Origin of the sequence: Clostridium sp. AF32-7AC (genome assembly GCF_003477925.1) — a bacterium.
Taxonomy (GTDB): Bacteria; Bacillota; Clostridia; order Lachnospirales; family Lachnospiraceae; genus Otoolea; species Otoolea fessa.
Genome location: NZ_QUEG01000009.1, coordinates 85004 through 111850 on the forward strand (window position 1 = coordinate 85004; position 26847 = coordinate 111850).

Annotated in this window: 26 protein-coding genes; 3 read left to right on the top strand and 23 right to left on the bottom strand. The window is 49.6% G+C overall.

Annotation, left to right across the window (positions count from 1 at the left end; all coding sequences use genetic code 11):
- Window positions 1-95 precede the first annotated feature (95 nt).
- Window positions 96-2057, bottom strand: a complete 1962-nt coding sequence (locus tag DWZ45_RS12195) for an aconitate hydratase (RefSeq protein ID WP_118469335.1) — start codon at window positions 2055-2057, stop codon at window positions 96-98.
- Between the two features lie 411 nt (window positions 2058-2468).
- On the opposite strand from DWZ45_RS12195, the gene DWZ45_RS12200 reads away from it, so the two are divergent.
- Window positions 2469-3353, top strand: coding sequence for a gamma-glutamyl-gamma-aminobutyrate hydrolase family protein (locus tag DWZ45_RS12200; protein ID WP_181357266.1), 885 nt, complete (start codon window positions 2469-2471; stop codon window positions 3351-3353).
- Window positions 3354-3674: 321 nt separating this feature from the next.
- Here the strand turns inward: DWZ45_RS12200 and DWZ45_RS12205 are convergent, their stop codons facing one another.
- From DWZ45_RS12205 to DWZ45_RS12220, 4 genes are all read right to left on the bottom strand, one after another.
- Entirely contained in the window at window positions 3675-5360 is a 1686-nt protein-coding gene (locus DWZ45_RS12205) for a glycosyl hydrolase family 18 protein (protein ID WP_118469336.1), read from the bottom strand.
- A gap of 261 nt (window positions 5361-5621) precedes the next feature.
- The gene (locus DWZ45_RS12210; protein ID WP_022358865.1) at window positions 5622-5876 is read right to left on the bottom strand and encodes a hypothetical protein; all 255 of its coding nucleotides are present in this window, start codon (window positions 5874-5876) and stop codon (window positions 5622-5624) included.
- 91 nt (window positions 5877-5967) lie between these two features.
- Window positions 5968-6585: a hypothetical protein gene (locus DWZ45_RS12215; RefSeq protein ID WP_118482014.1), complete on the bottom strand. Its 618-nt coding sequence runs from the start codon at window positions 6583-6585 to the stop codon at window positions 5968-5970.
- 72 nt (window positions 6586-6657) lie between these two features.
- A complete protein-coding gene (locus DWZ45_RS12220; RefSeq protein WP_118469337.1) occupies window positions 6658-8079 on the bottom strand; it encodes a serine/threonine-protein kinase in 1422 nt (473 codons plus the stop codon).
- 323 nt (window positions 8080-8402) lie between these two features.
- Between DWZ45_RS12220 and DWZ45_RS12225 the strand changes: the two genes are divergently transcribed.
- Window positions 8403-9152, top strand: coding sequence for an adaptor protein MecA (locus DWZ45_RS12225; protein ID WP_107001812.1), 750 nt, complete (start codon window positions 8403-8405; stop codon window positions 9150-9152).
- 139 nt (window positions 9153-9291) lie between these two features.
- The gene (locus tag DWZ45_RS12230) at window positions 9292-9462 is read left to right on the top strand and encodes a 4Fe-4S binding protein (RefSeq protein WP_107001811.1); all 171 of its coding nucleotides are present in this window, start codon (window positions 9292-9294) and stop codon (window positions 9460-9462) included.
- Between the two features lie 83 nt (window positions 9463-9545).
- Here the strand turns inward: DWZ45_RS12230 and DWZ45_RS12235 are convergent, their stop codons facing one another.
- The 18 genes from DWZ45_RS12235 to rpsF all read right to left on the bottom strand — a co-directional run bounded on the left by DWZ45_RS12235 (window position 9546) and on the right by rpsF (window position 26806).
- Window positions 9546-10268, bottom strand: coding sequence for a helix-turn-helix domain-containing protein (locus DWZ45_RS12235; protein WP_118469338.1), 723 nt, complete (start codon window positions 10266-10268; stop codon window positions 9546-9548).
- A gap of 207 nt (window positions 10269-10475) precedes the next feature.
- Entirely contained in the window at window positions 10476-10958 is a 483-nt protein-coding gene (locus tag DWZ45_RS12240) for a GNAT family N-acetyltransferase (protein WP_107001809.1), read from the bottom strand.
- A 78-nt stretch (window positions 10959-11036) separates the two neighbouring features.
- Window positions 11037-12368, bottom strand: coding sequence for a replicative DNA helicase (dnaB, locus tag DWZ45_RS12245; protein ID WP_022358873.1), 1332 nt, complete (start codon window positions 12366-12368; stop codon window positions 11037-11039).
- 16 nt (window positions 12369-12384) lie between these two features.
- Entirely contained in the window at window positions 12385-12831 is a 447-nt protein-coding gene (gene rplI / locus DWZ45_RS12250; RefSeq protein ID WP_022358874.1) for a 50S ribosomal protein L9, read from the bottom strand.
- 2 nt (window positions 12832-12833) lie between these two features.
- Window positions 12834-14882: a DHH family phosphoesterase gene (locus DWZ45_RS12255; RefSeq protein ID WP_118469339.1), complete on the bottom strand. Its 2049-nt coding sequence runs from the start codon at window positions 14880-14882 to the stop codon at window positions 12834-12836.
- 462 nt (window positions 14883-15344) lie between these two features.
- Window positions 15345-15959, bottom strand: coding sequence for a cytidylate kinase-like family protein (locus tag DWZ45_RS12260; RefSeq protein WP_118469340.1), 615 nt, complete (start codon window positions 15957-15959; stop codon window positions 15345-15347).
- A gap of 319 nt (window positions 15960-16278) precedes the next feature.
- A complete protein-coding gene (locus DWZ45_RS12265; protein ID WP_118469341.1) occupies window positions 16279-16854 on the bottom strand; it encodes a biotin transporter BioY in 576 nt (191 codons plus the stop codon).
- An 18-nt stretch (window positions 16855-16872) separates the two neighbouring features.
- Entirely contained in the window at window positions 16873-17826 is a 954-nt protein-coding gene (gene bioB / locus DWZ45_RS12270; RefSeq protein ID WP_118469342.1) for a biotin synthase BioB, read from the bottom strand.
- Between the two features lie 347 nt (window positions 17827-18173).
- Window positions 18174-19373, bottom strand: coding sequence for a [FeFe] hydrogenase H-cluster maturation GTPase HydF (gene hydF / locus DWZ45_RS12275; protein WP_118469343.1), 1200 nt, complete (start codon window positions 19371-19373; stop codon window positions 18174-18176).
- Window positions 19374-19392: 19 nt separating this feature from the next.
- Window positions 19393-20820, bottom strand: coding sequence for a [FeFe] hydrogenase H-cluster radical SAM maturase HydG (gene hydG / locus DWZ45_RS12280; protein ID WP_022358886.1), 1428 nt, complete (start codon window positions 20818-20820; stop codon window positions 19393-19395).
- Between the two features lie 165 nt (window positions 20821-20985).
- Window positions 20986-22041 (bottom strand): [FeFe] hydrogenase H-cluster radical SAM maturase HydE, encoded by a 1056-nt coding sequence (gene hydE / locus DWZ45_RS12285; RefSeq protein ID WP_243015261.1) that lies wholly within the window; start codon window positions 22039-22041, stop codon window positions 20986-20988.
- A 90-nt stretch (window positions 22042-22131) separates the two neighbouring features.
- Window positions 22132-22398 (bottom strand): TM1266 family iron-only hydrogenase system putative regulator, encoded by a 267-nt coding sequence (locus DWZ45_RS12290; RefSeq protein WP_022358889.1) that lies wholly within the window; start codon window positions 22396-22398, stop codon window positions 22132-22134.
- Window positions 22399-22904: 506 nt separating this feature from the next.
- Window positions 22905-23669: an amino acid ABC transporter ATP-binding protein gene (locus tag DWZ45_RS12295; protein ID WP_118469345.1), complete on the bottom strand. Its 765-nt coding sequence runs from the start codon at window positions 23667-23669 to the stop codon at window positions 22905-22907.
- 20 nt (window positions 23670-23689) lie between these two features.
- Complete coding sequence (locus tag DWZ45_RS12300) at window positions 23690-24340, bottom strand: amino acid ABC transporter permease (RefSeq protein WP_333489850.1); 651 nt, start codon at window positions 24338-24340, stop codon at window positions 23690-23692.
- A 199-nt stretch (window positions 24341-24539) separates the two neighbouring features.
- Entirely contained in the window at window positions 24540-25397 is an 858-nt protein-coding gene (locus DWZ45_RS12305) for an amino acid ABC transporter substrate-binding protein (RefSeq protein WP_118293963.1), read from the bottom strand.
- 290 nt (window positions 25398-25687) lie between these two features.
- The gene (gene rpsR, locus DWZ45_RS12310; RefSeq protein WP_022358893.1) at window positions 25688-25954 is read right to left on the bottom strand and encodes a 30S ribosomal protein S18; all 267 of its coding nucleotides are present in this window, start codon (window positions 25952-25954) and stop codon (window positions 25688-25690) included.
- 77 nt (window positions 25955-26031) lie between these two features.
- Complete coding sequence (locus DWZ45_RS12315; RefSeq protein ID WP_022358894.1) at window positions 26032-26493, bottom strand: single-stranded DNA-binding protein; 462 nt, start codon at window positions 26491-26493, stop codon at window positions 26032-26034.
- Window positions 26494-26518: 25 nt separating this feature from the next.
- A complete protein-coding gene (rpsF, locus tag DWZ45_RS12320; RefSeq protein WP_107001800.1) occupies window positions 26519-26806 on the bottom strand; it encodes a 30S ribosomal protein S6 in 288 nt (95 codons plus the stop codon).
- Window positions 26807-26847: the final 41 nt, after the last annotated feature.

Below are 26847 nucleotides of genomic sequence, written 5' to 3' on the forward strand. Positions count from 1 at the left end.
ACATCCGCACAGGCGCCTTTTCCCAAAATAAATAAGTTGGTGAATAAGTAGTTATTGTATATAAAAAATATAATGGAGGCATAATTAATAAATGACTACGCTTCTTTCTCTGCTTCCAGCTGTTTTTTCAGTGTTCTCAGCTGTCCGCCATTTAAGACAACTTCGATTTCCTTATCTGTCAGTTCTAATTTAACCCAGAAGGAAAATCCTTTTGTCTTATCAGTAATCTGCACACGGTGTGCTGCAATCTGCTCCCGCAGGTTATCGATATGAAGTTCATCCGTCTGCTCCAGACGTTCATAATCAGCTCCATCCTCAAACAGCATCGGAATTACGCCATGATTTACCAGATTTCCTTTATGGATACGGGCAATACTCTTGGCAATGACCGCTTTTACACCCAGATACATGGGATTAATAGCCGCATGCTCACGGGAGGAACCCTGTCCATAGTTTTCACCGCCGATGATGATGCTCTGTCCCATTTCTTTCGCACGGGCTGCAAATTCCGGATCATAGCGGTGATAGCAATACTGGGACATCAGCGGAATATTGGAACGCATGCTGCTGAACTCAGCACTTGCCGGTGTAATATCATCGGTGGATACATTATCACGGGCTTTTAAGCTGATAGGAGCATCCAGTGTCTCCTGCGGCGGCTCCGGAACCGGAAGAAACTTGATATTCGGTCCGCGGACAATCTCCACCTTGGCAGCCTCTTCCGGTGACAGTGGCGGCAGAATCATCGAATCATCAATATCGTACTGATCCGGCTCATGGATGGTATCCAGAATCTTCACATTTTCACCCATAATATCTTCTGCCGTTGCGAAAGTTCCCACAATCGCAGTTGCCGCAGCACTCTCCGGGCTGACAAGGTAAATCTTCGCGGTCGGATTTCCGGCACGTCCCTTGAAATTACGGTTGGAGGTGCGGACTGCCACACCGTCGGTCGCCGGAGTCTGACCGATTGCGCAGCACGGACCACAGGCAATCTCCAAAAGACGGACACCTGCATCCAGAAGCATCTCCACATATCCATCGCGCATCAGCTGACGGTACACCTGCTTGGAAGAAACCGCACAGGTACAGCTTACATCCTCATTCACATGATGTCCCTTAAATACAAGTGCTGCTTTTGCAATATCGGCATAGCTTGCATTGGTACAGCTTCCGATAAATACCTGCTGTACTCTCTTCTTTTCCGCCTGATGCAGCGGCATAACATTGTCCGGCTGGTGCGGACATGCGATCAACGGCTCTAACTCGCTTAAATTGATATCGATCGTCTCGTCGTACTCGGCGTCCTCATCCGGAAGAAGCTCTGTGTATGCTTCCGGACGTCCCTGTGCAGCCAGAAATCTCTTTACCTGTGCATCTGCCGGGAAAATGGAAGTGGTCGCGCCCATTTCCGCACCCATGTTTGCGATAGTCGCACGTGCCGGAATCTCCATCTCGGCAACTGCCGGTCCCACGTACTCATATACATTTCCCAGACCGCCCTTGATGGTCACGCGGCGAAGCATTTCCAGGATAACTTCCTTCGAGTTGCAGCCCGGTCTTAATTTACCGGTCAGGTTGACACGGACGACTCTCGGCATCGTCAGACGCATCGGAACACCCGTCATCGCCGTTGCTACATCCATGCCGCCGACACCGATACACAGCATACCGATCGCGCCGCCATGCGGTGTGTGACTGTCTCCGCCCATCGATACCTTGCCTGGCACACCAAAACGGGATACATGAACGGTATGGCAGATGCCGTTGCCCGGTCTGGACACATACACGCCGAATTTCTTTGCTGCGGACTGCAAATAAATGTGGTCGTCCGGCGTCTTATTATCTACATATAATAAATTGTGATCGAGGTAGCTGACGCTGCACTCCGTGCGGACACGGTCCAGCCCGATCGCCTCGAATGCCAGATAAGTCATAACGGCATTGATATCGTGTGTCAATGTCTGATCCACCTTGATAAAAATTTCTTTGCCCGGCGTCATATCGCCCGATACGAAATGTGACTCAATAATCTTTCTGGTAAGTGATTTCCCCATGTTTTGATTTCCTCCATTTGGTTTGTCATATTCTCTCGGAGTCTTTCCTGCACTCCGCCATCTCTATCAGCCCCGCAGCCCTGACCCGGCTGCCCGTCTGTTTTTTCCGTCCTTATTGTAACGCCTGCCTGCGGGGAAAATCCAATTAAGAAAGGGAATGAAGGTATAACTTTCTGTTATCAGGGCTTTTCCCCGTACTCCTCCCTACTCAATTCTTCGCTTCCATTTACGCCTCCTTATTTTCGCTCATTTTTCGTATATCTACAAAATTATATTATGTATTTTAGGTAGCATTAAAAATTATTTTATTTTATTATGTAATTTTATGTATCTTTTTGTATTTTTATGACTGTTTTATGTTAGAATCCAGCCATGTTTGGGAGGACAATTTGTATTAGGGAGGAAATTCGAATGAGAAAAATTAAAATGATGACCAGTGCAGTGCTTCTTTCTTTATCCCTGGCTTTTTCTTTAACAGCTTGTGGAACAAAGTCTGAACCGGCAGCCGATACAACAGCGGCTGAAGCCGAAGTAACCGAGACAGAAGGCGAAGCAGAGACTGCCGAAGAAGCGGCGAATGACGAAGAAGAGAAAGTCAAAGTCGGCGTTTCATGGAATGCCGACGAAATCGACGAAGATGCACAGTTATATATAGATGCCGTTACCAAAGCTGGCGGCGAAGCAATTTATCTTCCTCAGATCAAAACCGAGGATGACGCGAAAAATGCTCTGGCAGAAATCGATGCTCTGGTTATGACCGGCGGCGAAGATATTGATCCGAGCTACTACGGCGAAGAGCCAAACGAAAAATTAGAGACTGTAAACGAAGTCAGAGATACTTCTGATTCTCTTTTAATCAAGGCAGCTCTCGATGAGGATATCCCGATGCTCTGCACCTGCCGTGGCATGCAGTTCTTAAACGTATTAAGCGGCGGTACCTTATATCAGGATCTTCCGACTCAGAATCCGTCCGATATCGAACATCGCGATCCGGACCGTAAGGTATTCGCAAAACATGAGATTACCGTAGACAAAGATAACATCGTTGCTGCCGCATTTGGCGGAGAAGGCACCTACACTGTAAACTCCTGGCATCATCAGGCAGTCGATCAGTTAGGTGACAACCTGAAAGTCGTTGCTACTGCTCCAGATGGAATCATCGAAGCAATCGTCAGAGAAGATAAAGACTACGTGATGGGCTTACAGTTCCATCCGGAAGCTATGATCGCTGAAGGTGATGACAGTTTTCTTGCTTTCTACACCAACCTGATCGATCAGGCAAAAGAGGCAGAATAATCACATTTCTCCCAGACAAAACAATATTTTTGATGTTTTAATAACCTCCAGGCGGATGAATCAATCTTTCCGCCCGGAGGTTTTTTGTCCAAGACGCTCTTTTTTATAAAGAAGAATGTGCCTTGGCACATTCTCGCGCCGAGCGCGGTCGCTTGCGACAAACTACATCTTCGCGCGAGTGCGCATCATTGGCACGTTAGTGCCTTTTTGTGTAATAGGGGATTCCAAGGAATTTCCTATTACATAAAAAAGCAGAAGCCCCACGCTCCCGCATGAGACTTCCACCCTACTTTGAATCATTGAATCTTAATTAAATTGTCTCTACTCCCAGCCAATCACATCCCAGACGTCGCTGGTTTCCAGCCCCAGCCGCCATCCGGCTACGCCTGCCAGGTCGTATTTCTTGATTAAATCCATCTTGAGTCCCAGAGACCTTGTCTCCTCCATCCAGAGCTGCTGTTCGCCGTTCTGGCTGTCCAGCCTGCCGTAATACTGACCAACCGAATCATCCCAGGTCAGATCCATGCCGCTCTCCGAGACCCATTTTGTCGCCTCGGAAATTCCCATCGCACGGGAGGACGCATTGTCGCCGCTTCCCGTCCAGAGCCTTGTGTAGAACGGGACTGCGTTGATTACCTTTTCCTTCGGAACCAGGGAAAGCATATCTTTGATGCCGTTTTCGACATATCCGATCGAAGAAACAGAACCGGCTTCACCGCCTGCATAGTGCTCATCATAACCCATGATAATCACATAATCTGCGACGTTGCCCTGCTCTTTCTGGTTGTAGAAACGGTTATATACCGCCGGAACATAGTTATCGACCGACAGCACCAGCCCTTTCTTTCGGCAGGAAACCGACAGCTCGCGGATAAACTCGATGTAATGGACGCCCGCCGCCGTCTTCAAACTCTCAAAATCCAGATTGATACCGTCAAATCCATAACGGTCCGCCTCTGTCATCATATTTTCAATCAGTTTTTCGCGCACAGACGTCCTGGAAAGAAGCACCTCCGCCTGCACGTTCTTGCTGCATTCGCGGCTGAAATTGTCGAGTACCGCCCAGACCTGCAGACCTTTTTCATGCGCCCGATCCACATAGGACTTATCTGCCAGAGATTCATACGCGCCGCTGTTGCTGCTAAGCGTAAACCACGTCGGCGCGATGACATTGACACCTTTCGTCTTTGCAATCAGAGAATCCATCGCCTGGTTTGCCGCCGCGATCGTTACCTGATGCCAGACCATCACAATCTTCTGATCCAGTGAAATATTCTGGTAGACCGGAGCAGTAAAATCACTCTTTAATGTCTCCTCGTGCAGATTTTTCATCTTCCACTTGTGCATATATCCAATATGACCGTCCGGTGTCATGACTCTCGCCCAGTTGTCATACTGTTCCAGCACTGTCACTGTCCCGCCGCGCTTTATCTCAGTCACAATCGGGCTTTTCAAGCCGCCTCTTAAGCGGATCTTGGCGCTCCACGCCGCATCTGCCACCGTGACCGGATCCCAGTTATTTTCCACGAAAACCCGCTTCTGTGCCTCACCATCATACGCCTGCAGACGCACATCGGTGTATTTCTGAATCAGAGCCAGTGAAAGATAAACTGCATCACCATCCCGGTAAAGGATCTTTTTTCCGTCCTCATCCACGGTCGTCTCGTCGCTTTTCACGATCTCCTCCGGCAGGGCGTACACCAGTATTTCCTCATTGGCATCCCAGTAAAAACGTTCATTTAAGTTCGCATCTACCCACGCAGCCGGCAGATATGTCTGCCCGTCCACGTAGACCCCGCTCTCCTCCTGACGTTCATAGTTCAGATACAGCGCCACCCGGTCGCTGCCGCCCGCCGCGTACAGAGCATCCAGATCCGCCCTCTCCCGGCTTGGCATATATTTGACCGCTGCAATCACGCCAACGGCTGCCACGATTAAAAACAGCACAAACCCGAAAATCCGTCCCAGACAGCCCGAACGTGCTTTCCTTGATCTTCCTCTTTCCATGTTTTCCTCCGGTGTATGTTAAGGTAATACCATAAGCACTAAGCTCGAAAATACCTCGCTAAGTGCCCTTATTATATCACACCAGCTCCATGGAATGTTGACTTTTTTCTTAACTCCTCTTTCATTTTCCCTGTAATAGGTTACTGTTTACGCATACGTGCCCAGTAACTGTAATAGCACCATCTAAACAGTTCTCACCATTTTCTCCGAAAGAAAAATCCGGCGGACTGTCCAGATACGGACAAAACGGCACCTCTCTTATCACCGGTTGTAAACCCGGTCAAAATGTATCTCTGTCAGCACTCCTGTCTCCGCTCCGACGTAATCAGCCATATAAAACGAGCCGTCCTCCCGGAACTCACACAGCTTCCTGTATTCTTCTGGCCTGCACTCCCTCCCATCAATTAAAATCTGGATTCCTTTGCTTTTATATCGCTGTAATCCCTCGACAAATATTCTCTGCTGTTCCCTACGCCTCCTCTCTGCCTCTTCTTTTTTACTTTTTCTCACTACCATTCCACACCTTCTCCATTCCGCGAAAACAGCCCCTTCTAACTTTTGACCTTTCGGAGATAATCGGTAATTTATAACCCCAGGTCTGCCTCGCTTATCGTAGGAATTTTCCAAAAAAAGTCATGGACTCTCCCGTAACCATCAATGCGTTCTTCTGCAGTGGGATTCGCCGGATCCGGATATCCAGATATTGCTCTGCCATTTTTACAGCTTCCTCTTCTCCAAATGAGACGAAATACTCACACCATTTTTTCCATTTTTGCTTTTCTGCTGCCAATGCCGCAAAATCTGCCAGCTGCCATCCGCTGACCGAACCGACCAGAAAACAGCGGCTGCATCGAAAAAAGGCATCCTGATTCTTCTGTGTCAAGGCTCCGAAGTCGATCACCATCGCCTCCATCCCCCTTTCCGAACAATCGTACCATTCTGCACGTTCAGCCTTTTGATAGAAAAAAATTCCCCTAATTTCAAACGGCTGTCCTGCCCCGTCTATAACCGGTTTTTCCCTTCTTTTTCCCGTCCGGAATATCTTTTCAAGCTGTGCAAATGAGCCGCTCTCATTTTGTTCCAGAACCGCCGTTCGCCGGCACAGAACCCCGGACAGATATGCTGCCGTCATAAGCGAAAAGTGTGTCACCCCAACCGATGGTCCGCTCCCGGCTATCCCGATACATTCCAGGCGTTCTGTCCCGGCCTGCTTTGTGTCTGGCACTGGTTTTTGCCTGAATTTTCGCCCCACTTTTGAGCCTTCGCCCCGTTTTCCGATTCTAATCTGTATTTCCTCCTATTTCCACTGCCACGGGAATCCACCCATAAAGCGCTCCCACCTTCGCCGGATGTTCCGCCAGAGTCCCCCTTCTTTTGCTGCCTGTCTGGTCCCCCGTCCTTTTTTGAGAGCTTCCTCCCGGAAAATCCTTTCAAAAAATTCTGTCTCCTCCGCTGCCTCATTTTCCTGCCCCCGCCTTCCGCCTGCATCGAACGGCGGGGTTAAAAACGGAAGCCGCAGATACCTAAGATGCCGGACCTCCTCCGGAAGATAATCCCGCCCGCATTTTCTGTGATTTAATAAAATCTGGAGTCCCTCTTCTGCTCCCAGAAACCGGATCGCCCGCAGAGAATCTTCTTTCTCCCACGGCTGCAATCCACAGACGAAAAGAATCAAATCATACTCCCCATCCAGAACCGTCTGGAGCCTGGTTCCGCAGTCATCTAAAATCACTTCAAACACCGGCTGTTCCAGCTGCACCACATCGCTGTATCTGGGTTCCAACGCCAGACCGTCCATGTAATAAATTCCATGTTCATCCGGCACCATCCCATACCAGGATGCCAGCCTGCGGACTGCCCCCGTGTCATTCTGCTCCCTGTAAAGGCAGGAAACTCCTTTCTGCCGCAGATATCGGACCGCGCCAAGTGCGGTATGTGTAACCCCGATTCCGCTCCGGCTGCCTGCTACGGCAATCCTGAGAAGTGGTATATGACGTTCTGCAAATATGCGCGCCTCCAGTTTTTCCAATGCCTCTAACACTTCCCGGACACTCTGGCAGCGCTCTTTTTTCTCTGTTCTGAGACATCGCCCCATAAGAATGTACAGATCTCCCCAACAGCTTCCCTGTCCTGCTTTTATCTCCCCCTCTGGGGCATGCCCTGTCCCCATATAGTACAGGAGGGCGCCAATGGCATAGATGTCGGTCCTCTCATCCAGAGTCCCTCCCTCGTACTGTTCGGGGGCTGCAAAGCCTTTTGTTCCATAGCAAACAGATCGTTCCTGGCTCAAAGACGCCAGTGCCGCCTGATCAAAATCAATCAATTTTAATTGTTCCCGGCAGATTAGAAGATTCCCGGGGTGGAGATCTAAATATAAGATTGGATTTGGTTTGAATGAATGCAGATAATTCATGATCCGGCAAAGCTCAATTCCCAGACGGATAAGCTCTCCCGTTTGCAGACTGCCCGTTCTCTCAATTCGGGCATACAACGACTCACCGCACAGATATTCCTCGATGAGATAATAATAATTTTCGTCAATTTCCAGATCGTAGATGATCGGGATTCCCGGATGGCGCAGCCGCTTCAAAAGCGCTGCTTCCTGAATGAAACCGCTCTCTGTCCGCCTGACACGCTTAATCGCTCTCTCTTCATCAAGCCCCAGATGCCTGGCTAAAAAAACAGTTCCGCTCCGACCGCGTCCGATCACACGTTCCAGCTGGTATTTTCCAAATAGAACGGCTGCTTCCGTACCGCGCCTCCTTTCGGTCTATACCACCTCTCAAGATTCATTGTATACGATCCCCTCGGTTCCCGCAACCGTTTTTAGAAAGATTTTATGCTTTTTTTTCATATTCAAATTGCCAAGTGATTATATTATATAGTATGATGAATACCAAGGTTCCAAAGTCCAAAACATGAGTAAACAGCCTTTTTCCGCAGAAAAATGAGCGGCTTACGAATGTCTTGCAAAATTGCGGAAGTGCGAAGCACGAAGCATTCGGTATCTTAACCACCCAAAAGACAAGGAAGTGAAAATCCATGAAAATAGAACGCATCAACGAAAACCAGATCCGCTGCACCCTGACAAGCAGCGATCTGAGCGCCCGCAACTTAAATCTGGGCGAACTCGCCTATGGCACGGAAAAGGCGAAAAAACTGTTCCATGAAATGATCCAGAAGGCATCGAATGAAGTCGGCTTCGAGGCGGACGATATTCCTCTGATGGTGGAAGCAATTCCGCTCTCCAGTGAGAGCATCATGCTGATCATTACCAAGATCGAGGACCCGGAAGAGCTGGACACCCGCTTTTCACGCTTTTCCCCGGGAAACGAGGACGAGCCTCTGACAGCGCTTGCCAACGAGCTTTTAGAGGGCGCGGACGGGCTTTTAAGCCTATTTACTGACAATGGCAAAAATACCGCCGCAAGCCCGCTGACCGGTTCGGACGCGCCTTCCACTGAAAATGCAGAGCCAGGTTCCAAACTGCCGGCAGCGCGTATTTTTACTTTCGGCTCCCTCGACGAGGTCTGCCGGGCAGCGCGCATCGCAGCTCCAGTCTGCGAAACACCGAACACGCTTTATAAACACCCGTCCGATGGTCGTTACTACCTTGTTGTCCGCCAGACAGCCGACAGCACCGACGCATTCAACCGCCTGTGCAATCTCCTGTCCGAGTACAGCGAACCATTAAAGACTGCCGCTGCCCCGAATGCATTTGAGGCATACTATGAGGAGCATTATGAGACGATCGTCCGGGAGCACGCGCTCTCAACGCTCTCGACCCTGTAGGAATACTGACTTCCAGAAAAATCGGTTTTTTCCATTGCTTTTATTTTAGAACATGAAAACCATCAATTTCTCCTTGAATATTTCGCATTTTTAGTATAGAATATAGCCAAACGCATAAATATAAAAGGAGGATTTTATCATGGCATTTGTAATTACTGATTCTTGTGTAAGTTGTGGTTCCTGTGCTGGCGAATGTCCAGTTGGAGCAATCTCTCAGGGAGATGGCAAATACGATATCGACGCTAACAGCTGCATCGACTGCGGTACATGTGCAGGCGTATGTCCGACCGGCGCTATCGAGCAGGGCTAATTAAACACAAACAAAAACGAAATATCTACATAAAAAAGCCTGTCGTTTCCGACAGGTTTTTTTATGCCCTTTTGCAGAACTTATCACATCTTATTCCCATTCCGTCCAAATTTCTTTTTCTTTACACGGGACCGGAAAAATGGAAACCGCCCTAGCGCAGCCGCTGCTGCTTCCGCTCGCCCCTGGTTTTCCCGCTGATACGCGCGGATGACCTCGTCGAGGCGCTTGAAGCGCTCTTCCTCCCGCTCATCAGAGACCCGCATCAGGTATTCCAGCTCCTTCATCAATTTATCATGCACCAGATAGCTAACATCCTGGCTCAGTTTTTCACTGTTTTCCTCGATCGCGCGCCCGATGACCTGGTTCATGATCTCCTGAAACTGGCGCATTTTCTCCCCCGCCAGAGGCTGGGAAACCTCTGCCTGCGGCAGTTCTGTTTCCTTGTTTTCTACCTCTGTATTTTTTTTCATTTCCATATTTTCCTGCCTGCTCATGTTACGCTCTCCTGTTCCCGTTTCCCGGAAAACCGCCTGTGCCTGCGCTTCCAAAAGCGCTTCCGGTTCTGTTTTCTGATTTTCTTCCACTTTTCCGAGGATTCCCCGTATGGCTTTCAACTGGTACCCCTGTTCCTTCAACTGCTTGATCTGACGGAACAGCTGGATATGAAACTCCGTATAGTACCGATGCCCCAGTTCATTTCTCGGAATCGGAAGCCCCAGCTCGTCCTCCCAGTACCGGAGCACGTGAGCCTCCACCTGCACCTGTCTGGAAGCATCCGAAATCAGGTAATGCTTGTTCTTATTCATTCTGCTTGTCCTCCCCGGTACCTTACTACTACTATATGCGGGGTTCAAACTAAATATGAATAGCATTTACATAAAAAACCAGTTCCGGAACTCCTTCACCATCGATCGGAACGATTACCATATCGTAGCTAAATGCCAGCTCGCTGACGGTAGAAGGCGAATGAATGACATAAATAAAAAGAGGGGATTAAATTTCCCCTCTCCATTCTACAGCTTCTTCTCAAAGCACCAGTAATCATGCCCCTGCAGCACATACTCACCGACCTTCTCAAAGGCCAGCTTCGCGTATGACCGCAGCGCTTTCACATTATCCTTCGCCACCAGCATATGGGCACTCTTGCAGCCGCGTCTTCTAAGTTCCTCCATCGCGCCTGCCAGAAGCTCGCGTGCGATGCCTCGGTTCTGGTACTTCTCCGCCACACCCAGTCTGGAAATTTCTGCCGACGGCTGCAGCTCTTCCGACCAGCACGGAATCGATTCCACCTCCGGATCATCATCGATCGAAACCAGCCCCGCGATCTCCCCCGACACATCATCCCGGATACAAAAAAGCGAATCCCTGGAAAAATCCGACTGAAGCTCCGGCTCCCCTGGATAGATGTCCGTCCAGGCACAAAACTCGGTTCCAGCTAAGGCACGGTAAAAATGGCGGACGGTGTCCAGATCCGATTCTTTTATCAATTCAAACATTTCTCATATTCCTTTTTACATAATAATCTTTTATCAATCATATATTTATCCGGTCCCGTCCCTTACACGATTCTATCGTTATTTCGCCAAATTCGCAAACTTCGTCAGCTCCGGTCTCCACATCAGCTGCACCGTTCCAATCGGACCATTACGCTGTTTGGCAATGATTACCTCCGCGATATTCGGCGTATCCGTATCCTTGTTGTAATAATCATCACGGTACAAAAACATAACCACATCGGCATCCTGCTCAATCGCACCAGACTCACGCAGATCCGAAAGCATCGGGCGGTGGTCCGGACGTGTCTCGCAGGCACGGGAAAGCTGCGACAGGGAGATAACCGGCGCATTCAGCTCTCGCGCCAGCGCCTTTAGTGAACGGGAAATCTCCGAGATCTCCTGCTGGCGGTTCTCTCCGCTCTTTCCGCTGCCGCTCATCAGCTGTAAATAGTCGATAATGACAAGGCTTAAACCGTACTCCAGCTTCACCTTGCGGCATTTCGAGCGCAGCTCCGAGATCGAGATACCCGGCGTATCATCGATGATCAGCTTGGAACTTCCGATCGTGCCGATGCCTTCCACAACGGCATCCCAGTCGGAATCCGTCAGCGTACCGGTACGCAGCTTCTGGGAATCGACATTCGACTCCATCGAAAGCATACGGTTGACCAGCTGTTCCTTCGACATTTCCAGGCTGAATACCATGCACGGAAGCCCTTTTTTGACCGCCACATGCTCGACAACATTCAGAACAAACGCCGTCTTACCCATCGAAGGACGCGCCGCAATCAAAATAAAATCGGACGGCTGGAATCCCGACGTCCGGTAATCCAGATCGATAAATCCGGTCGGAATACCCGTGACGGTGCTGTTGCTCTTCGACGCCGCCTCAATCTTTTCCAGAACATTCAACGCCACCTGCCGGATCGGCACAAACTCTCCGCCTCCGCGGCTCTGGAGCAGGTCAAACACCGATTTCTCCGTGTGCGCCAGAATATCCTCCAGCTTGTCCCTTCCGCCGTAACAGAGGTTTTCAATCTCCTCATTCACTTTTATCAAACGGCGCAGGACTGCCTTTTCCCGCACGATATTGGCATACGATTTGACATTGACCGAGGTCGGCACAGATGTCATGATATCCCGGACAAAGTCCAGGCTGCTGACCTCCGGCGGAACATCTTTTTCGCGCAGCCGATTTTGAAGCGTCACCAGATCGACCGGCTTTCCTTCATTGAAAAGCTCGACCATCGACTCAAACATGACGCCGTACTGGTGCTGGTAAAAATCGGCGCCTGTGATAATCTCAGACGCCGCGATAATTGCTTCCCGATCCATAAGCATGGATCCGATGACTGACTGTTCCGCCTCTACACTGTGCGGGAGAACCCGCTTTATCAGGGCTTCATCCATGATTCAGTCCTCCATATTAAGCTTCTACAACCTTTACTGCCAGTTTTCCGGTTACTTCTTTGTGAAGCTTGATCGGAACTTCGTGTGTGCCAAAGGTCTTAATCGGCTCCGGCAGAACCAGTTTCTTCTTGTCAATATCCAGATTTAACTGATCTTTGATCGCCTTTGCAATCTCCTTGGAAGAAACAGAGCCAAATGCTTTTCCGCCCTCGCCTGCCTTGATGGACAGGGTGATGGACTTATCCTCCAGATGTTTTGCCAGATCCTTCGCTGCTGCCAGATGCTCTGCCGCGATCTTCGCCTCATTTGCCTTCTGCAGCTTCAGATCATTTAAGTTCTTCGGTGTTGCCTCGATTCCCAGTTTCTTTGTCAGAATAAAGTTGCGTCCATAGCCGTCGCTTACCTTTACAATCTGACCTTTTTTGCCAAGTGCCTTTACATCCTCTAATAATACAACTTCCATCGTTATATTTCTCCTTTCTCCATCATATCCGTAATGAGATCTTTTAATTTCTCTCTGGCTTCATCGATCGTCGCACCCTTAAGCTGTGCGCCCGCAATCGTGCGGTGTCCGCCGCCGCCTAAGCGCTCCATGATAATCTGCACGTTGATCTCATCGATCGAACGCGCGCTGAAATAGATCGTGTCGCCCATCTGCGTCAGGATAAATGACGCCTTGATGCCTACAATATCCAGCAGCTCATTTGCCGCCTGTGCGCCAACCACGGTAGGACTTTCAAGTCCTTCGGACGGACACACGGAAATCGCAAATGCGCCGTGATAAATCTCTGCTTTCTGGATCGCCTCAGCTCTCGCCCGGTAGTCCTCCAGCCGGTCGCGGAACAGCTTTCTCACACGCACGACATCCGCGCCGTTTCTACGCAGGAACGCCGCCGCCTCGAAGGTGCGGACACCTGCCTGGTTCATGAAATTGTTTGTGTCAATCACGATACCGGCGTACATCGCATCCGCCTCCGCCGGCTTGATCTTGATGCCGTCGTCGCCGATGTACTGCAATACCTCGGCTACCATCTCACACGCCGAAGACGCATACGGCTCGACATAAGATAACACCGCATTGTCGATGATCTCGCTGCTCTGGCGGTGATGGTCGAGCACCACGATCGTTTTGATCTGCTTGAGCAATTCCGGTGCCTCCGTGATACTCGGGCGGTTGACATCAACCACAACTAACATCGTGTTGGAATCCGCCCACTCTGCCGCTTCCTCGCCGGTTAAGAACAGATCCTCCGGGTAATCAGAGCTGTTTTCAAACCGCGCCATCATCGGTTTCACGGAAGAATTGACCCCATTGATGACGATCCGCGCCTTTTTATTAAAAGAGGTCGCAATCCGCCAGATACCAATCGCCGCGCCAAAGGAATCCGTATCGCCGATCTTGTGTCCCATGATCAACATCTTATCCTTCGTATCCATCAGCTCGCGCATCGCATGCGCTTTGACACGCGCCTTGACACGGGTCGTTTTTTCCAGCTGCTGCGATTTGCCGCCGTAATAGCGGATCTTCGTGCCATCCTTGACAACCGCCTGATCGCCGCCGCGTCCCAGCGCCATATCAATCGCCGTTCTCGCATACTCATAGTTGCGGATGTAGCTGTCTCCATTCATACCCATACCGATACTCAGCGTGACAGCCATATCATTTCCGATATTAACCGTCTTGACATCCTCCAGGATCGAAAAGCGGCTCTCCTGAATCTCTTTCGTGTACTGCTGCTTGATCACAAACAGATACTTGTCATTTTCCAGCTTCTTGACGATACCTTCCATCGCCATAAAATACTTCGTAATTTTCCGGTCAATCAGGGCAACCAGCAGGGAACGGCGTACCTCCTCGACACTCTCCAGCGCCTCGTCGTAGTTGTCGAGATAGATAAGTCCCGCCACCAGACGCTGGTTGTTGATCTGCTGCTTGCAGCGCAGAATCTCCGTCTCATCGCAGAGATACAGCACTAAAAGCATCTCACCGCTGTCCTCGTCCACCGCGCCAAGCTTCATACCTTCCGTCTCGCTCAGCGCCACCTGCTGGATATCGATCCGGTAAAATCTGCCGTCAAATGAAGAATGAACGCTCGTTTTTTCGTCCATCTCATCCAAAAATTCCCGCGTCAGTTCCGGAAAGACCGCCGCGATATTCTTACGGCAGTTTTTATCTTCCCCGACGATCTCCGAAAAGGAGTGGTTCAACCAGAGGAAATGTCCCTCTGTGTCCGCGATGGCATACGGCACCGCCATCTCATAGAGGAGCTGTTTCTGCACCCACGCATACTCCGCCGAAAACTCCACCAGTCCGCCCATCAGACGTTTTCTCCGGTATATGAACAGCCAGAGTGCCACCAGCACATATATAACCGTAAATCCGGACATCACAAGACCGGCAGCCGGGCTCACAATCCCAACTGCCAGGTTCGCCGCCAACAGGAATACCGACAGTATGATCGGCCACTGCAGATACGTCCGCAGCTGACCTCGTATTTTCATATTTTCTTTCATCTCATTCTCCCGTGCATACAATGTTGCTGTCCATGTGCCGGTTTTCAAAATACCTGCCATGAGCAGTAACGATAAAGCAACCAAAATGACTTGATGCCCCTTATTATAGCATAGTGAGGGGGATTCGTCCAGACAATCCCCCCATTGACAAACCAGAGCCGCCGTGCTAGTTATTGTGCACGCATACGTGCCCAGTAACCTGCGCTCGTATATCTTTTACGAAATGCTTTAGTCTCGGCTATAAAGTTGGTCGAGCTAGTAATAAGACACAAAAATAACCGCCCCGGTCCTGCAAACTTGAGCGGTTATTTTTAACTTATCATTTAAGGGTCCAACCGTCTATCGGTGAGATCCTTTATATATAGATAACATAACTACAAAAAATTTCAATCATCTTCTTTGCATTTGTTATCTTAGATATCCTCATATCGACTGCATGAAACTATAAATGCCACTCTTCTTTTACTTCACCGCCTGGCAAATCAACTCCACGCACTTCTCAATTCCCAAATCTCCACTGTTCAGCATCAGATCATAGTTGTCTCTGTCGCCCCAGCGTTGATTCGTATAGTTTTCATAGTAGATCCGACGGCGTTTGTCGGTCTGGTGCATAAATTCATCAATATGCTCTTCCAGATCCCCGTACTCATCAATCGCGCGGCGAAGCCGGATATCACGATCCGCATAAACAAAGACACGCAGTACATCCGGACGGCTTTTCAGAATATAATCGGCACATCTGCCGATGAATACGCAGCTTCCGCGCTTTGCCGCCTCCTCGATCGCCTTCTTCTGCGCCACATAGATCTGCTCTGTCAATGGCAGTTCACTGAGCTTCGGCTCCTTCGGATAGGAAAGTCCATACAAAGTTCCCATCGCGAAATTGTAAAGCAGACTATTTGTCAGGCGCTGCTCACGATCCGCAATAATTTCCGCCGGAAAACCGATCTCCTTCGCAGCAGCATCGATCAATTCCTTATCATAAAATTCCATTCCCAGTTTTTTAGCCGCTGCCAGACCAATCTCACGACCTCCGCTTCCATATTCACGACTGATAGTGATAATCTTTTTCTCCATACAACTGCCTCCTCCCTGTTCCTCCGGAACTCCCTCTTTTTTCTGTCTTTAGTATAACATATGCCTCAAAATTGTTCAAGTTTAGTCGCATATTCTTCTTATTTTTCTGTATCTTATTCCATATATGTAATTATTTCTGTTTTCTTTTGCTTTTATTTTTCTCTTTTCTTCTTACTTTCTATAAAATTTCAACTAACTTCTTCGTTTCATTCACAAAAAAAATGGGTGAAAGCGTTTTATGTATTCCACCTTCACCCATCTGACCTTCATTTTAAATTATCATTTTATCTAAACTGTCGTTTTTACCGTCAAACACTTTTTAGTCTCCTAACCGGTAAATTTCCCGGCGCAGCTTCGGTCCGATCAAAACTGTGAAAATGATTTTGACTGCATCGCCCGGCAGATACGGGATAACGCCCACACCCAGTCCGGCTACAAAGGTCATGTTAAGCTGACCTGCCAGCCATACCGTTCCGAAAATATAGCAAATTGCCAGTCCCAATACCATGCCTACGATATGCAGGGCTACTTTGCCCGGAAAATGATCTACGAAAAATCCAACAATCAGCGCCATCAGGATAAATCCGACGAGATAGCCGCCGGTCGGTCCTGCCAGTTTACCGACTCCTGCCGTAAATCCGGAAAATACCGGAATGCCCACCATGCCAAGCAGCATATAAATCAGGTAACTGATCGTGCAAGCTTTCATTCCCAGCACATATGCCGCCAGATAAATAGCAAGGTTTGTAAAGGAAATCGGAACCGGGCTGAATGGAAGCGGAATCGAGAGCGGTCCCAGAATACAGGTTATCGCCGTCATCACGCCAATCAGCGCCATCCGTTTGGTTGTAAAGTAAGGTCTGTGCTCCGCTTCTGCAGAAAGTATTTTACTCATGATATGGATACTCCTTTTTTATAATGTGAAACCCATAGCCGCCAACATCTCCTGGTCCTCGCTGATGCGGTTTCCGGAAGTTGTCAGCATATCTCCGGTGATGGCTGCATTCGCGCCGGAGCGGAATGCCCGTTCGCCGGAATGTTCCATTGAATTTCGTCCTGCTGCCAGACGGACCATCGCAGTCGGATTGATATAGCGGAAAATAGCAATCGTCCGCAGGATCTCATTCTCCGAAAGCGCTGCCTGATGTTCCAGCGGCGTGCCCGGAATCGGACGCAGGATATTGATCGGAATTGACTTGATTCCAAGCTCGCTCAGCGTGATTGCCATGTCGATCCGGTCTTCCCAGGTTTCTCCCATGCCGATGATACCGCCGGAACAAACGGAAAGTCCCGCCGCCTGCGCACGCCGGATGACCTCCAGCTTGTCCTCAAATGTATGTGTGGTACAGATATTCGGGAAATTTCTCCGGGAAGTCTCAATATTAGCATGATACCGTCCCACGCCCGCCTCTTTCAGACGGTTGAAATCTTCCTGTGACAGAAGTCCGTGGGAGGCGCAGAGCTCTACCTTGCATTCCTTCTTCATAGCGCGGTATGCCCGAAGCGCCTTCTCCATTTCCGCTCCCGTCAGCGCACGTCCCGCCGTCACGATGGAGTAACGATGTACTTTCTTTGCCTCATGACGCTTGCAGTCCTCCAGAATCTCCTCTGGCTCCAGAAATGGATATTCTTCCACCTTCGTATGATGACAGGCTGACTGCGCGCAAAACTTGCAGTCCTCGCCGCAGCGTCCGCTTCGTCCATTAATGATAGAACACAGATCCACATGGTTTCCGCAGAGCTCCTTCCGGATTTTATCAGCTCCCGCACAAAGCTCATCCAGATCCTCACTCAATAAAAAGCTTAAATCCTCGCCCCGTTTCAGACGGCGTCCCTTTATAATCTCTTCTGCCAGTTGTAAACTCATATCTTCTACTCCTTATCAAAATCAAAACACTTTTTCTTTAGTTATCCTTCGGTCAAACTCAAAAATATCCCATTTTTCTCATTTAGCTAACTTTCGCTATTATAAACCGTTGATTTTTAAATGTCAACATACCAGATTAATATAGTTTACATTCTGGCATCTGCGAAATCTAAAAACTGCTTCACGCGAGTGCACATCCTCGCGGAGCGTTTTTTCATAGGACGCAATTTCTTATGAAAAAAGCTGCTGTCCGACAGGCATTTCCATCGTCCAGCAACTTTATCCGCCTTTATTTCTAAATTTCTAATTATTTACGCTCTTTCCGTTCATTTCTCCGCCCAAATTTCCTACCTGACCGGCTCCAGTGCCCCCATGCTCCGTTTCAAAATTCCCTTCATATAGGCAATCAAAATCCCATAATTGGTCATCGGGATCTCCTGATCGGCAGCGCTGCGAAGACGGCTCTTCATCTCCCGCGCATTCAGCATACAGCCGCCGCAATGAACGATCAGCTTATAGCCGGACACATCCTCCGGAAATTCCGTCCCCGACGTAAAATGAAACTCCGGCGCTTTTCCCGTGTACTGGCTGATCCAGTCCGGCAGCTTCTCCGTGCCGATGTCACCGCACTGGCGATGATGTGTACAGCCCTCGGAAATAAGGATCGGATCTCCGTCCTGTATCATTTCCAGCGCTTTTGCGCCCTCTGCCGCCTGTTTCAGATCCCCCTTATACCGCGCAAACAAAATGGAAAAGGAAGTCAGACGCACCTGCGGCGGCGTCAGCCGGTCTACCAGCGGAAATACCTGGCTGTCCGTGATTACCAATGCCGGATCTTCTTTCAATTTTGCAAACGTCTCCGAAAGTTCACTTTCCCGGCAGACAAACGGCATCGCACCGATGTCCAGCAGATCCCGGATGACCTGCTGCTGCGGCAGAATCAGCCGCCCCTTCGGCGCCGCCTTGTCAATCGGAACAACCAGAATTACCGTATCAAACGGTTTTACTAGATCAGCAGCCAGCCGTTTTTCATCCGTCTCCTGTGACGTAAGACGTGCCATTTGCTCTTTTAACTGCTGGATTCCTTCTCTCGTCCGGGCACTCACATAGGCGGTATGTTCCACAACCGGTTCCTGTTCCGATTTTCCCGTCAGCAAATCCATCTTATTGTAAACCACCAGATACGGGATTTCCTTCTTCTCAAACAGCCGGATCATCTCTTCTTCCCAGCTGCTGATTCCTTCCACCGCATCCACCACCAGGACTGCCAGATCCGCCTTATTTAAGACTTGACGAGTCTTGCCAACTCTCTTTAAGCCCAGCTCGCCCTCATCGTCGATTCCAGGCGTGTCGATGATAACCACCGGACCGAGCGGCAGAAGCTCCATCGATTTATAGACCGGATCGGTCGTCGTCCCCCGGATGTCCGACACAATCGCCAGCTCCTGCCCGGTCACCGCATTGACCAGACTCGATTTTCCCGCATTTCTCCGTCCAAAAAACGCGATATGTACCCGCTCGCCGGACGGCGTCTCATTCATTCCCATTTTGATCCTCCTGATTTAGTTAAAACCTGAAATCCCGCTGCCCCTTTTCAATTTCAACCAGATTTTTTCTCACGATCTCCTGCACTTTTTCTTTCGGAATCGAACCGATCTCCGCCTGAATCAGCTTCTCTCCAATCTCTTTCGTCCCCGGCGCCGCATAATCCTCCAGATACTCCTTGAGCGTCATCAGCGCATTCGGATGACAACAGTTCTGAATCTGCCCGCTCTTGCACAGGCTCATAAATCGGTCGCCCGTCCGTCCTTCCCGGTAGCACGCCGTACAGAAGCTTGGGATATAGCCTAATTCCATCAGCCAGCGGACCACCTGGTCGAGTGTCCGGTTGTCGCTCACATCGAACTGCGCCGAATTTTCCTCCTCCGGCTCTTCCTCTGCATATCCGCCGACACTGGTGCGGGAACCGCCGCTGATCTGCGATACGCCCAGCCGCAGCACCCGCTCCCGACAGGCTTTGCTCTCTCTTGTTGAGATAATCATGCCCGTGTACGGAACTGCCACCCGGATGCAGGCTACGATCTTCTCAAAAATATCGTCGCTGATGCCGTTGTCAAAGGTCGATGGGTCGATATCGTCCGCCCGGCGGATGCGCGGCACACTGATGGTGTGCGGACCAACACCAAAAACTGCCTCCAGATGTTCCGCGTGCATCAAAAGTCCTGCAAATTCATACCGGTACAACTCCAGACCAAATAAAACGCCGATTCCTACATCGTCGATACCGCCCTCCATCGCGCGGTCCATCGCCTCCGTGTGATAACAGTAATTGTGCTTTGGTCCCGTCGGGTGCAGGCGCTCATAGCTCTCCTTATGGTACGTCTCCTGGAACAGGATGTACGTTCCGATTCCCGCCTCTTTCAGCTTCCGGTAATTCTCCACCGTCGTCGCCGCAATATTGACATTGACCCGGCGGATCGCCCCGTTTTTATGCTTGATACTGTAAATTGTCTTGATACTGTCCAGCACATATTCAATCGGATTGTTAACCGGATCCTCGCCCGTCTCCAGCGCCAGACGTTTATGTCCCATATCCTGAAGCGCAATTACCTCCCGCCGGATTTCCTCCTGCGTCAGCTTCTTTCTGGCAATGTGCTTGTTTTTCATGTGGTATGGACAGTACACGCAGCCATTCACGCAGTAATTCGACAGATACAGCGGCGCAAACATGACGATCCGGTTTCCGTAGAAATCCTGCTTGATCTGGCGCGCCAGCTCAAAGATCTCCTCCACCTTTTCCGGGATCTCGCAGTCAAGAAGCACTGCCGCCTCGCGGTGGCTCAGCCCTTTTCGAAGCCGCGCCTTCGCCAGAATCTGGTCAATCAGTTCCACGTTGTTTTTGTTCTTCTCGGCATAGGAAAGAGTCTCTAAAATTTCCTCATGGTTGATAAATTCCTCTGCCTTTTGGGATGATGGGTTGTAATTGTAACTCATAGTTTCTTCTCCTTTTCTTACAGGTCAGGATGATAGCTGTCATGTTTTCCTCCGGAATTATCAATTTCAAAAATGCCAGCATGATCAGCCGTCCATCGCGTCCTTCCCCGTCAGTTTATTTATCTGTAAGCATTTTTCGATGCCAACAAACCAAATCGCAGGCTTTTACCCCTTATAATCTCCCCGGTCGATGACTACCTCGTACCCGATGCTTTCCATGCGCCTCTTCATGCAGTTGATGCACTCCGCCGCCTCGTCTCCCGTACAGATTTTATTGTCATAAAGCATATATTTGGCGCGCACCCCGACCGGAGACAGGTTCGGCATCACGACGTTTCCGCCTGCCAGAATCCCCAGTTCGCGTCCCATCGGATGAATCGTTCCGAGCGCTGTCGTCGCCGGAAGCAGCACTTTCGGCTTCAGCAGGCGAAGCAGCCCTAAAAGAAACAGTGTCTCTTCCAACGTTCCTGCTGCCTTCCCGCCAAACGGAGTGTCGTGCTGCGGAATAAACGGACCGATTCCCACCATTTCCGGATCCAGTTCTTCGATAAAACGCATATCTCCCGCCAGACAGCGCGCCGTCTGGTGCGGAGAACCGACCATAAAACCGCATCCGGTCTGATAACCAAGCGCCTTTAAATCACGCAGGCACTGCATCCGGTGTTCAAATGACATCTCTGCCGGATGCAGTCTCGCGTAATGGCACGCGTCCGCCGTCTCATGGCGCAGCAGATACCGGTCCGCCCCTGCCTCTTTCCAGCGTTTCAACGTATCATACTTCTTTTCTCCGAGCGACAAAGTAATCGCACAATCTGGGAATTCCGCCCGGATCGCCTGCACCATCTCCAGCACCCAGTCGTCCGTCATCGCCGGATCCTCACCGCCCTGCAAAACAAAGGTGCGGAATCCCAGCTGATAACCATTCTCACAGCAGGAAAGAATCTCCTCCCGACTCAGGCGGTACCGGCTTGCATTTCGATTGCTCCTTCGGATGCCGCAATAAAGACAGTCGTTTTTGCAATAATTGCTGCACTCAATGAGTCCCCGCACATACACCGCTTTTCCGTACTCTCTTTCCCGGATGCAGCGCGCTTTTTCAAAGAGGTAGTCCGCCAGCTCCGGTGAACGTCCCTCGATCAGACTGACCCACTCATCCTCCGTCAGGGACTCCCCCGCTTCCAGACGGTCAATCAATCTCTTTAATTCTGTAATCGTTTCTATCTGTTCAGCGCCTGTACGGACCGCCTCCCGCCACCAGTCAGACGGTCGAAGTCCCGCGCGTGTAAAATCTGCCATTCCGCCACCTCGTTTTCATTCCTGTGCTTCCGGTGCCTTCGAATACAGCGCCTTCGAAGAAATCCCCCGCAGCATCCCCAACTTCCCGGACAGCGCACTGATCACATCACCCGGCGCGTCAATCACGACGCTGATAATATTCACGTTCCGTTTGTGGTAAGGAATCCCCATCCGCCCTACGATATACTGCCCGTACTGGTGCAGCACCTTATTCAACTCTTCCGTATCTCCCGTCTGATCGACCACAATACCGATCACGGCAACTCTTGATTCTGTCTCCATGTTTTTCCCTCATATCTTCCTGTTTATCTGTCCAAATTTTTCTCTACAACAGATACCATTTCAAATATCTCTGCTAAAAACCATGCTGCGATCCTGTCCTGCAAAATCTTCCATCCACAGGCACCACTTTTTCCAGACCCGCCTTTCTATAAAGCAAATGGATCAAAAAGAGCCCGCGTAGACGCGGACTCCATCCATCTCAAAAAGGGTATACGAATCTCCATGAACCGCTCCCCTTTCCTTCAAGACCCGTCTCAAACGTCAGCATCGCTTTTCACCACTTCCAGCATCGCCGGAACACTCGATTATTTCTGTTCCATTCCTTTTTGAAAGGTATCTACTGCCTCGCAAATCGGAATACTTGATAAAAGCGTATCACATTTACTGTAAAATTGCAAATAACACTTATATGCTTCCCCATAAAATGCTTCCCCATAAAAAACGGGCGTCGCCGATTTTCCACTCCAAAACCAGCAACGCCCATCTTCCATTTTCCTAATTATTTCTTACAGAATCTTACCATACCGTCCCAAAAAGCTCTTCGTTCTCTCATTATCCGAAGCAAACACCTTCTCCGGCGCGCCCTCCTCGACGATGAGTCCGTCTGCCATGAAGATCAGGCGGTGGGAAATATCTTTTGCAAACGCCATCTCATGGGTAACAATCACCATCGCGATGTGCAGATCCGCTAACGACTTAATAACCTTTAATACTTCTCCCGTCAGCTCCGGATCCAGTGCGGAGGTCGGCTCGTCGAAAAACAGAATCTTCGGATTCAGTGCCAATGCACGGGCGATCGCCACACGCTGGCATTGACCGCCGGAGAGCTGGTACGGATAATAGTCCTCCTTATCCTCCAGACCCATTTTTTTCAGAAGCTCGCGCGCCTCTTTATAAACCGTCTCCTTGTCGCGCTTCTGCACATGGATCGGCGCGTCTGTGATATTTTTCAGCACAGAATAGTGCGGAAACAGGTTAAAATTCTGGAATACCAGACCGTACTGGCTGCGGATCTCCTTCATGTCCTTCTTATCCGCATAGCTGACCTTGCCATCCGCGCCCGTCCAGGCTGCTCTCTTTCCTAAATATACGATCTCGCCGTGGTCCATCGTCTCCAGCATCGTCGCGCAGCGCAGAAGCGTCGATTTACCCGAGCCGGACGGTCCGATGATGGACACGATCTCGCCCTCGCTCACACTCAGTGAAATATCCTTTAAAACCGACAGATCGCCGAATGATTTTTCCACATGATTTAATTCTAACAGGTTCATTTTCCACATTCCTCCCGCTTCTATCGGTAATAATCCAGCTTTTTCTCAATCCATTCCATTGCAACTGCCACAACCAGATTGAAAATATAGTAAAAGACGGCTGCTGCCACAAACGGCATCATATTCGTCTGGGATGCCGCCAGCGCCTTGGCGATTGAGAACATCTCCGCCACGCTCAACGTAAACGCCAGAGACGTATCTTTTACCAGCGTGATGACCTCATTCGTCACCGACGGAAGAATCCGCTTGATTACCTGCGGCAGGATGATCTTGAAGAAGGTCTGTGCCTTTCCATAACCCAGAATCTCCGCTGCCTCATACTGTCCGACCGGCATCGACTGGATGCCGCTGCGGTAAATCTCGGCAAAATATGCCGCATAGTTAATGACAAAACCGATGAAGGTAGCCCACAGACGGTAACTGCTGCCGACTTTGATGCGGAACAGATAATACGGTCCAAAATACACCACCATGAGCTGTAGCATCAGCGGCGTGCCTCGCATAATCGAAATATATACTTTTACAATCGTCTGGATCAGCTTGTTCTTCGACATACGCCCGAACGCGATCACGAGTCCTAACGGAAGTGAAAATAGCAGTGTGATCACAAAAATCTGTGTGCTGACTGCCATACCACCCGCAAGCTGTGTAATCATCTGCTGGAGTGTCATCTTACCCATAATTATTCCATACCTGCTTTCTAAAATGTAGATTCGTTACTGTTCACGCATACGTGCCCGGTAACGGAATGTGCTGTGACTTCACAGTTAAACACATAAACCGCGAATGGGGACTGCCATGAAATCATTCACAGCCGTCCCTATTCCTATTATTTAATAATGTTTCGTTTTTACAATCAACGATTAATTACTATTTGCCGACGGTAGTTACGTCCTTGCTAAACCATTTCTCAGAAACTTCCTGTAAGGTTCCATCCTCTGCCATCTCTTCCAGAGTGCTCTGAACTTTATCTCTTAACTCGGTGTTGCCCTTCTTGAAGCCTACGCCGTATTCTTCCTCAGAAAGGGAATCGTCCAGAATCTTGAAATCAGCGTTTCTCTGCTGAATCTGATAACCAGCTACGATTACGTCCATCGCAATGGCATCAACGGCGCCCTGCTCCAGATCCATGAATGCGGTGTTGTAATCAGCGGTTGTCAGAAGCTCCTTGAAAGTAGCGGTCAGTTCCGGTGCCTCTTTTAAAGCTGCCTCTGCGGAAGAATCTGCCTGAACCTCTACGATCTTGCCTGCCAGATCCGCCTGGCTGTTGATATCCGAATCATTGGCTACGACAAATACCTGCTGGTTTGCCATGTACGGCTCAGTCCAGGTGTAATCATCCTCACGACCCGTCATCGTAAATCCATTCCAGATGCAGTCGATATTGCCGGACTCAAGCTCCATATCTTTAGAATCCCAGGCAATCGGCTGTGCCTTATATTCCAGACCCAGACGTTTTGCAACTTCCTGTGCCAGCTCCAGGTCAAATCCGGTGTACTCGCCGTCATCGCCTACAAATCCCATCGGCGGGAAATCCTGATCAAAACCAACAATCAGAGTGCCGCCGTCGGTTGTCTTCGCCTCTTCTGCGGTGGTTTCCTCTGCCTGGCTCTCAGCCGCCTCTGTGTCTGCTGCGGTTGTCTCTGCTGCGCTGTTGCTGCTGCCACATGCGGTCATGGAAAGTGCCATTACTGCAGCCAGCGCTGCGCTCACAAATCTCTTTTTCATAATTAGTGTCCTCCTCATTTTCAGACAGTGGAAGCCGTTCTCCCTTTGCCGGTTTCCGTCTCGCTTTTTAATATGCTACCATATTAGCATACTAAAGTGTTTTTGTAAAGCACTTATTTTCGAAATCTGTTTTTTTGTGTAATAGGGAATTCCATGGAATTTCCTATTATACAAAAAGGGATCCCACATGATCTCTCACATGGAATCCCAATCATTTTTATCCTCAATAATTGAGTGAAATTTGAGTAAAAATCTTCCTTTACCCTTAAAAAACTCTTATTTTACAAGGATTACTCGCAAACATACGGCATCAGGGACAGATGTCTTGCTCTCTTGATAGCTACAGTCAGAGCTCTCTGATGTTTAGCACAGTTGCCAGTGATACGTCTCGGAAGGATTTTTCCTCTCTCGGATACGTATCTCTTTAATTTATTTGTATCTTTGTAATCGATTTCGCCGTTCTTCTCGCCGCAGAATACACAAACTTTTTTTCTTCTACGCATACCGCCTCTTCTGATCTTGGAAGCGTCTGTTTTATCGCCTTTATTGAATGCCATTGGTCTTTCCTCCTTCACACACATCAGCCTGATGGCGCTCTCGCGCACTCCGTCCGCCGGGGGACCGATTCCCGAACCTAGTTGAACGGAAGGCCTTCGTCTTCTACTCCATCAGGAATATTCATGAATCCATCGCCGATTGCGCTGGACGGAGCCGGGCGCTCTGCCGGACGGTAACCGCCGTCGCTGTTGCCAGATGCCGCATTCTTGCTCTCTGCAAATTCCTGATCCTCTACAATCACTTCTGTCGTATATACTTTCTGGCCGTCACGATTGGTATAGCTGCCAGTCTGAATTCTTCCGGTTACTACGAGCTTGGTTCCCTGATGAAAATACTTCTCAGCGAATTCGCCTGCTCTGTCAAATGCAACACACGGAATGAAATCCGCTGTCTGTGCGCTGTCGTCTCCGTTTCCGCCTCTGCGGCCTCTGCGGTCTACTGCCAGCGTGTATCTGGCGATTGCCATAGCTCTCTCGCCCTGAGAGTATCTCACTTCCGGATCTCTCGTTAATCTGCCCATCAGAATTACTTTATTCATACGATCACTCTTTCTTTATCTACTCTTACGCATCCTGTCTTACGCATAAGTATCTGATAACCGGCTCCATGATGCGGATGTGGTTCTCCACCTCATTCGGGCATACGGAATCAGACTCGAAATGTACGAAGTAGTAGAATCCTTCTTTCATTTTCTGAATCTCGTAAGCAAGTCTCTTCTTGCCCCATTCATCAATGTCAGTTACTGTACCGCCGAAACGTGTGATGTAACCTGTTACTTTCTCCATCGCTGCGGCTCTCTCTTCGTCCTCGAGTTTTGCGCTAAGAACAACTGCTAATTCATATTTGTTCATGCTCTTTCTTACCTCCTTGTGGTCACTGACCCCCTGACTCC

Coding starts and splice junctions, on each gene's coding strand:
- DWZ45_RS12195 (WP_118469335.1), bottom strand. CDS start 2,057: ATGGGGAAATCACTTACCAGAAAGATTATTGAGTCACATTTCGTATCG.
- DWZ45_RS12200 (WP_181357266.1), top strand. CDS start 2,469: ATGAGAAAAATTAAAATGATGACCAGTGCAGTGCTTCTTTCTTTATCC.
- DWZ45_RS12205 (WP_118469336.1), bottom strand. CDS start 5,360: ATGGAAAGAGGAAGATCAAGGAAAGCACGTTCGGGCTGTCTGGGACGG.
- DWZ45_RS12210 (WP_022358865.1), bottom strand. CDS start 5,876: ATGGTAGTGAGAAAAAGTAAAAAAGAAGAGGCAGAGAGGAGGCGTAGG.
- DWZ45_RS12225 (WP_107001812.1), top strand. CDS start 8,403: ATGAAAATAGAACGCATCAACGAAAACCAGATCCGCTGCACCCTGACA.
- DWZ45_RS12230 (WP_107001811.1), top strand. CDS start 9,292: ATGGCATTTGTAATTACTGATTCTTGTGTAAGTTGTGGTTCCTGTGCT.
- DWZ45_RS12235 (WP_118469338.1), bottom strand. CDS start 10,268: ATGAATAAGAACAAGCATTACCTGATTTCGGATGCTTCCAGACAGGTG.
- DWZ45_RS12240 (WP_107001809.1), bottom strand. CDS start 10,958: ATGTTTGAATTGATAAAAGAATCGGATCTGGACACCGTCCGCCATTTT.
- dnaB (WP_022358873.1), bottom strand. CDS start 12,368: ATGGATGAAGCCCTGATAAAGCGGGTTCTCCCGCACAGTGTAGAGGCG.
- rplI (WP_022358874.1), bottom strand. CDS start 12,831: ATGGAAGTTGTATTATTAGAGGATGTAAAGGCACTTGGCAAAAAAGGT.
- DWZ45_RS12255 (WP_118469339.1), bottom strand. CDS start 14,882: ATGAAAGAAAATATGAAAATACGAGGTCAGCTGCGGACGTATCTGCAG.
- DWZ45_RS12260 (WP_118469340.1), bottom strand. CDS start 15,959: ATGGAGAAAAAGATTATCACTATCAGTCGTGAATATGGAAGCGGAGGT.
- DWZ45_RS12265 (WP_118469341.1), bottom strand. CDS start 16,854: ATGAGTAAAATACTTTCTGCAGAAGCGGAGCACAGACCTTACTTTACA.
- bioB (WP_118469342.1), bottom strand. CDS start 17,826: ATGAGTTTACAACTGGCAGAAGAGATTATAAAGGGACGCCGTCTGAAA.
- hydF (WP_118469343.1), bottom strand. CDS start 19,373: ATGGGAATGAATGAGACGCCGTCCGGCGAGCGGGTACATATCGCGTTT.
- hydG (WP_022358886.1), bottom strand. CDS start 20,820: ATGAGTTACAATTACAACCCATCATCCCAAAAGGCAGAGGAATTTATC.
- DWZ45_RS12290 (WP_022358889.1), bottom strand. CDS start 22,398: ATGGAGACAGAATCAAGAGTTGCCGTGATCGGTATTGTGGTCGATCAG.
- DWZ45_RS12295 (WP_118469345.1), bottom strand. CDS start 23,669: ATGAACCTGTTAGAATTAAATCATGTGGAAAAATCATTCGGCGATCTG.
- DWZ45_RS12300 (WP_333489850.1), bottom strand. CDS start 24,340: ATGACACTCCAGCAGATGATTACACAGCTTGCGGGTGGTATGGCAGTC.
- DWZ45_RS12305 (WP_118293963.1), bottom strand. CDS start 25,397: ATGAAAAAGAGATTTGTGAGCGCAGCGCTGGCTGCAGTAATGGCACTT.
- rpsR (WP_022358893.1), bottom strand. CDS start 25,954: ATGGCATTCAATAAAGGCGATAAAACAGACGCTTCCAAGATCAGAAGA.
- DWZ45_RS12315 (WP_022358894.1), bottom strand. CDS start 26,493: ATGAATAAAGTAATTCTGATGGGCAGATTAACGAGAGATCCGGAAGTG.
- rpsF (WP_107001800.1), bottom strand. CDS start 26,806: ATGAACAAATATGAATTAGCAGTTGTTCTTAGCGCAAAACTCGAGGAC.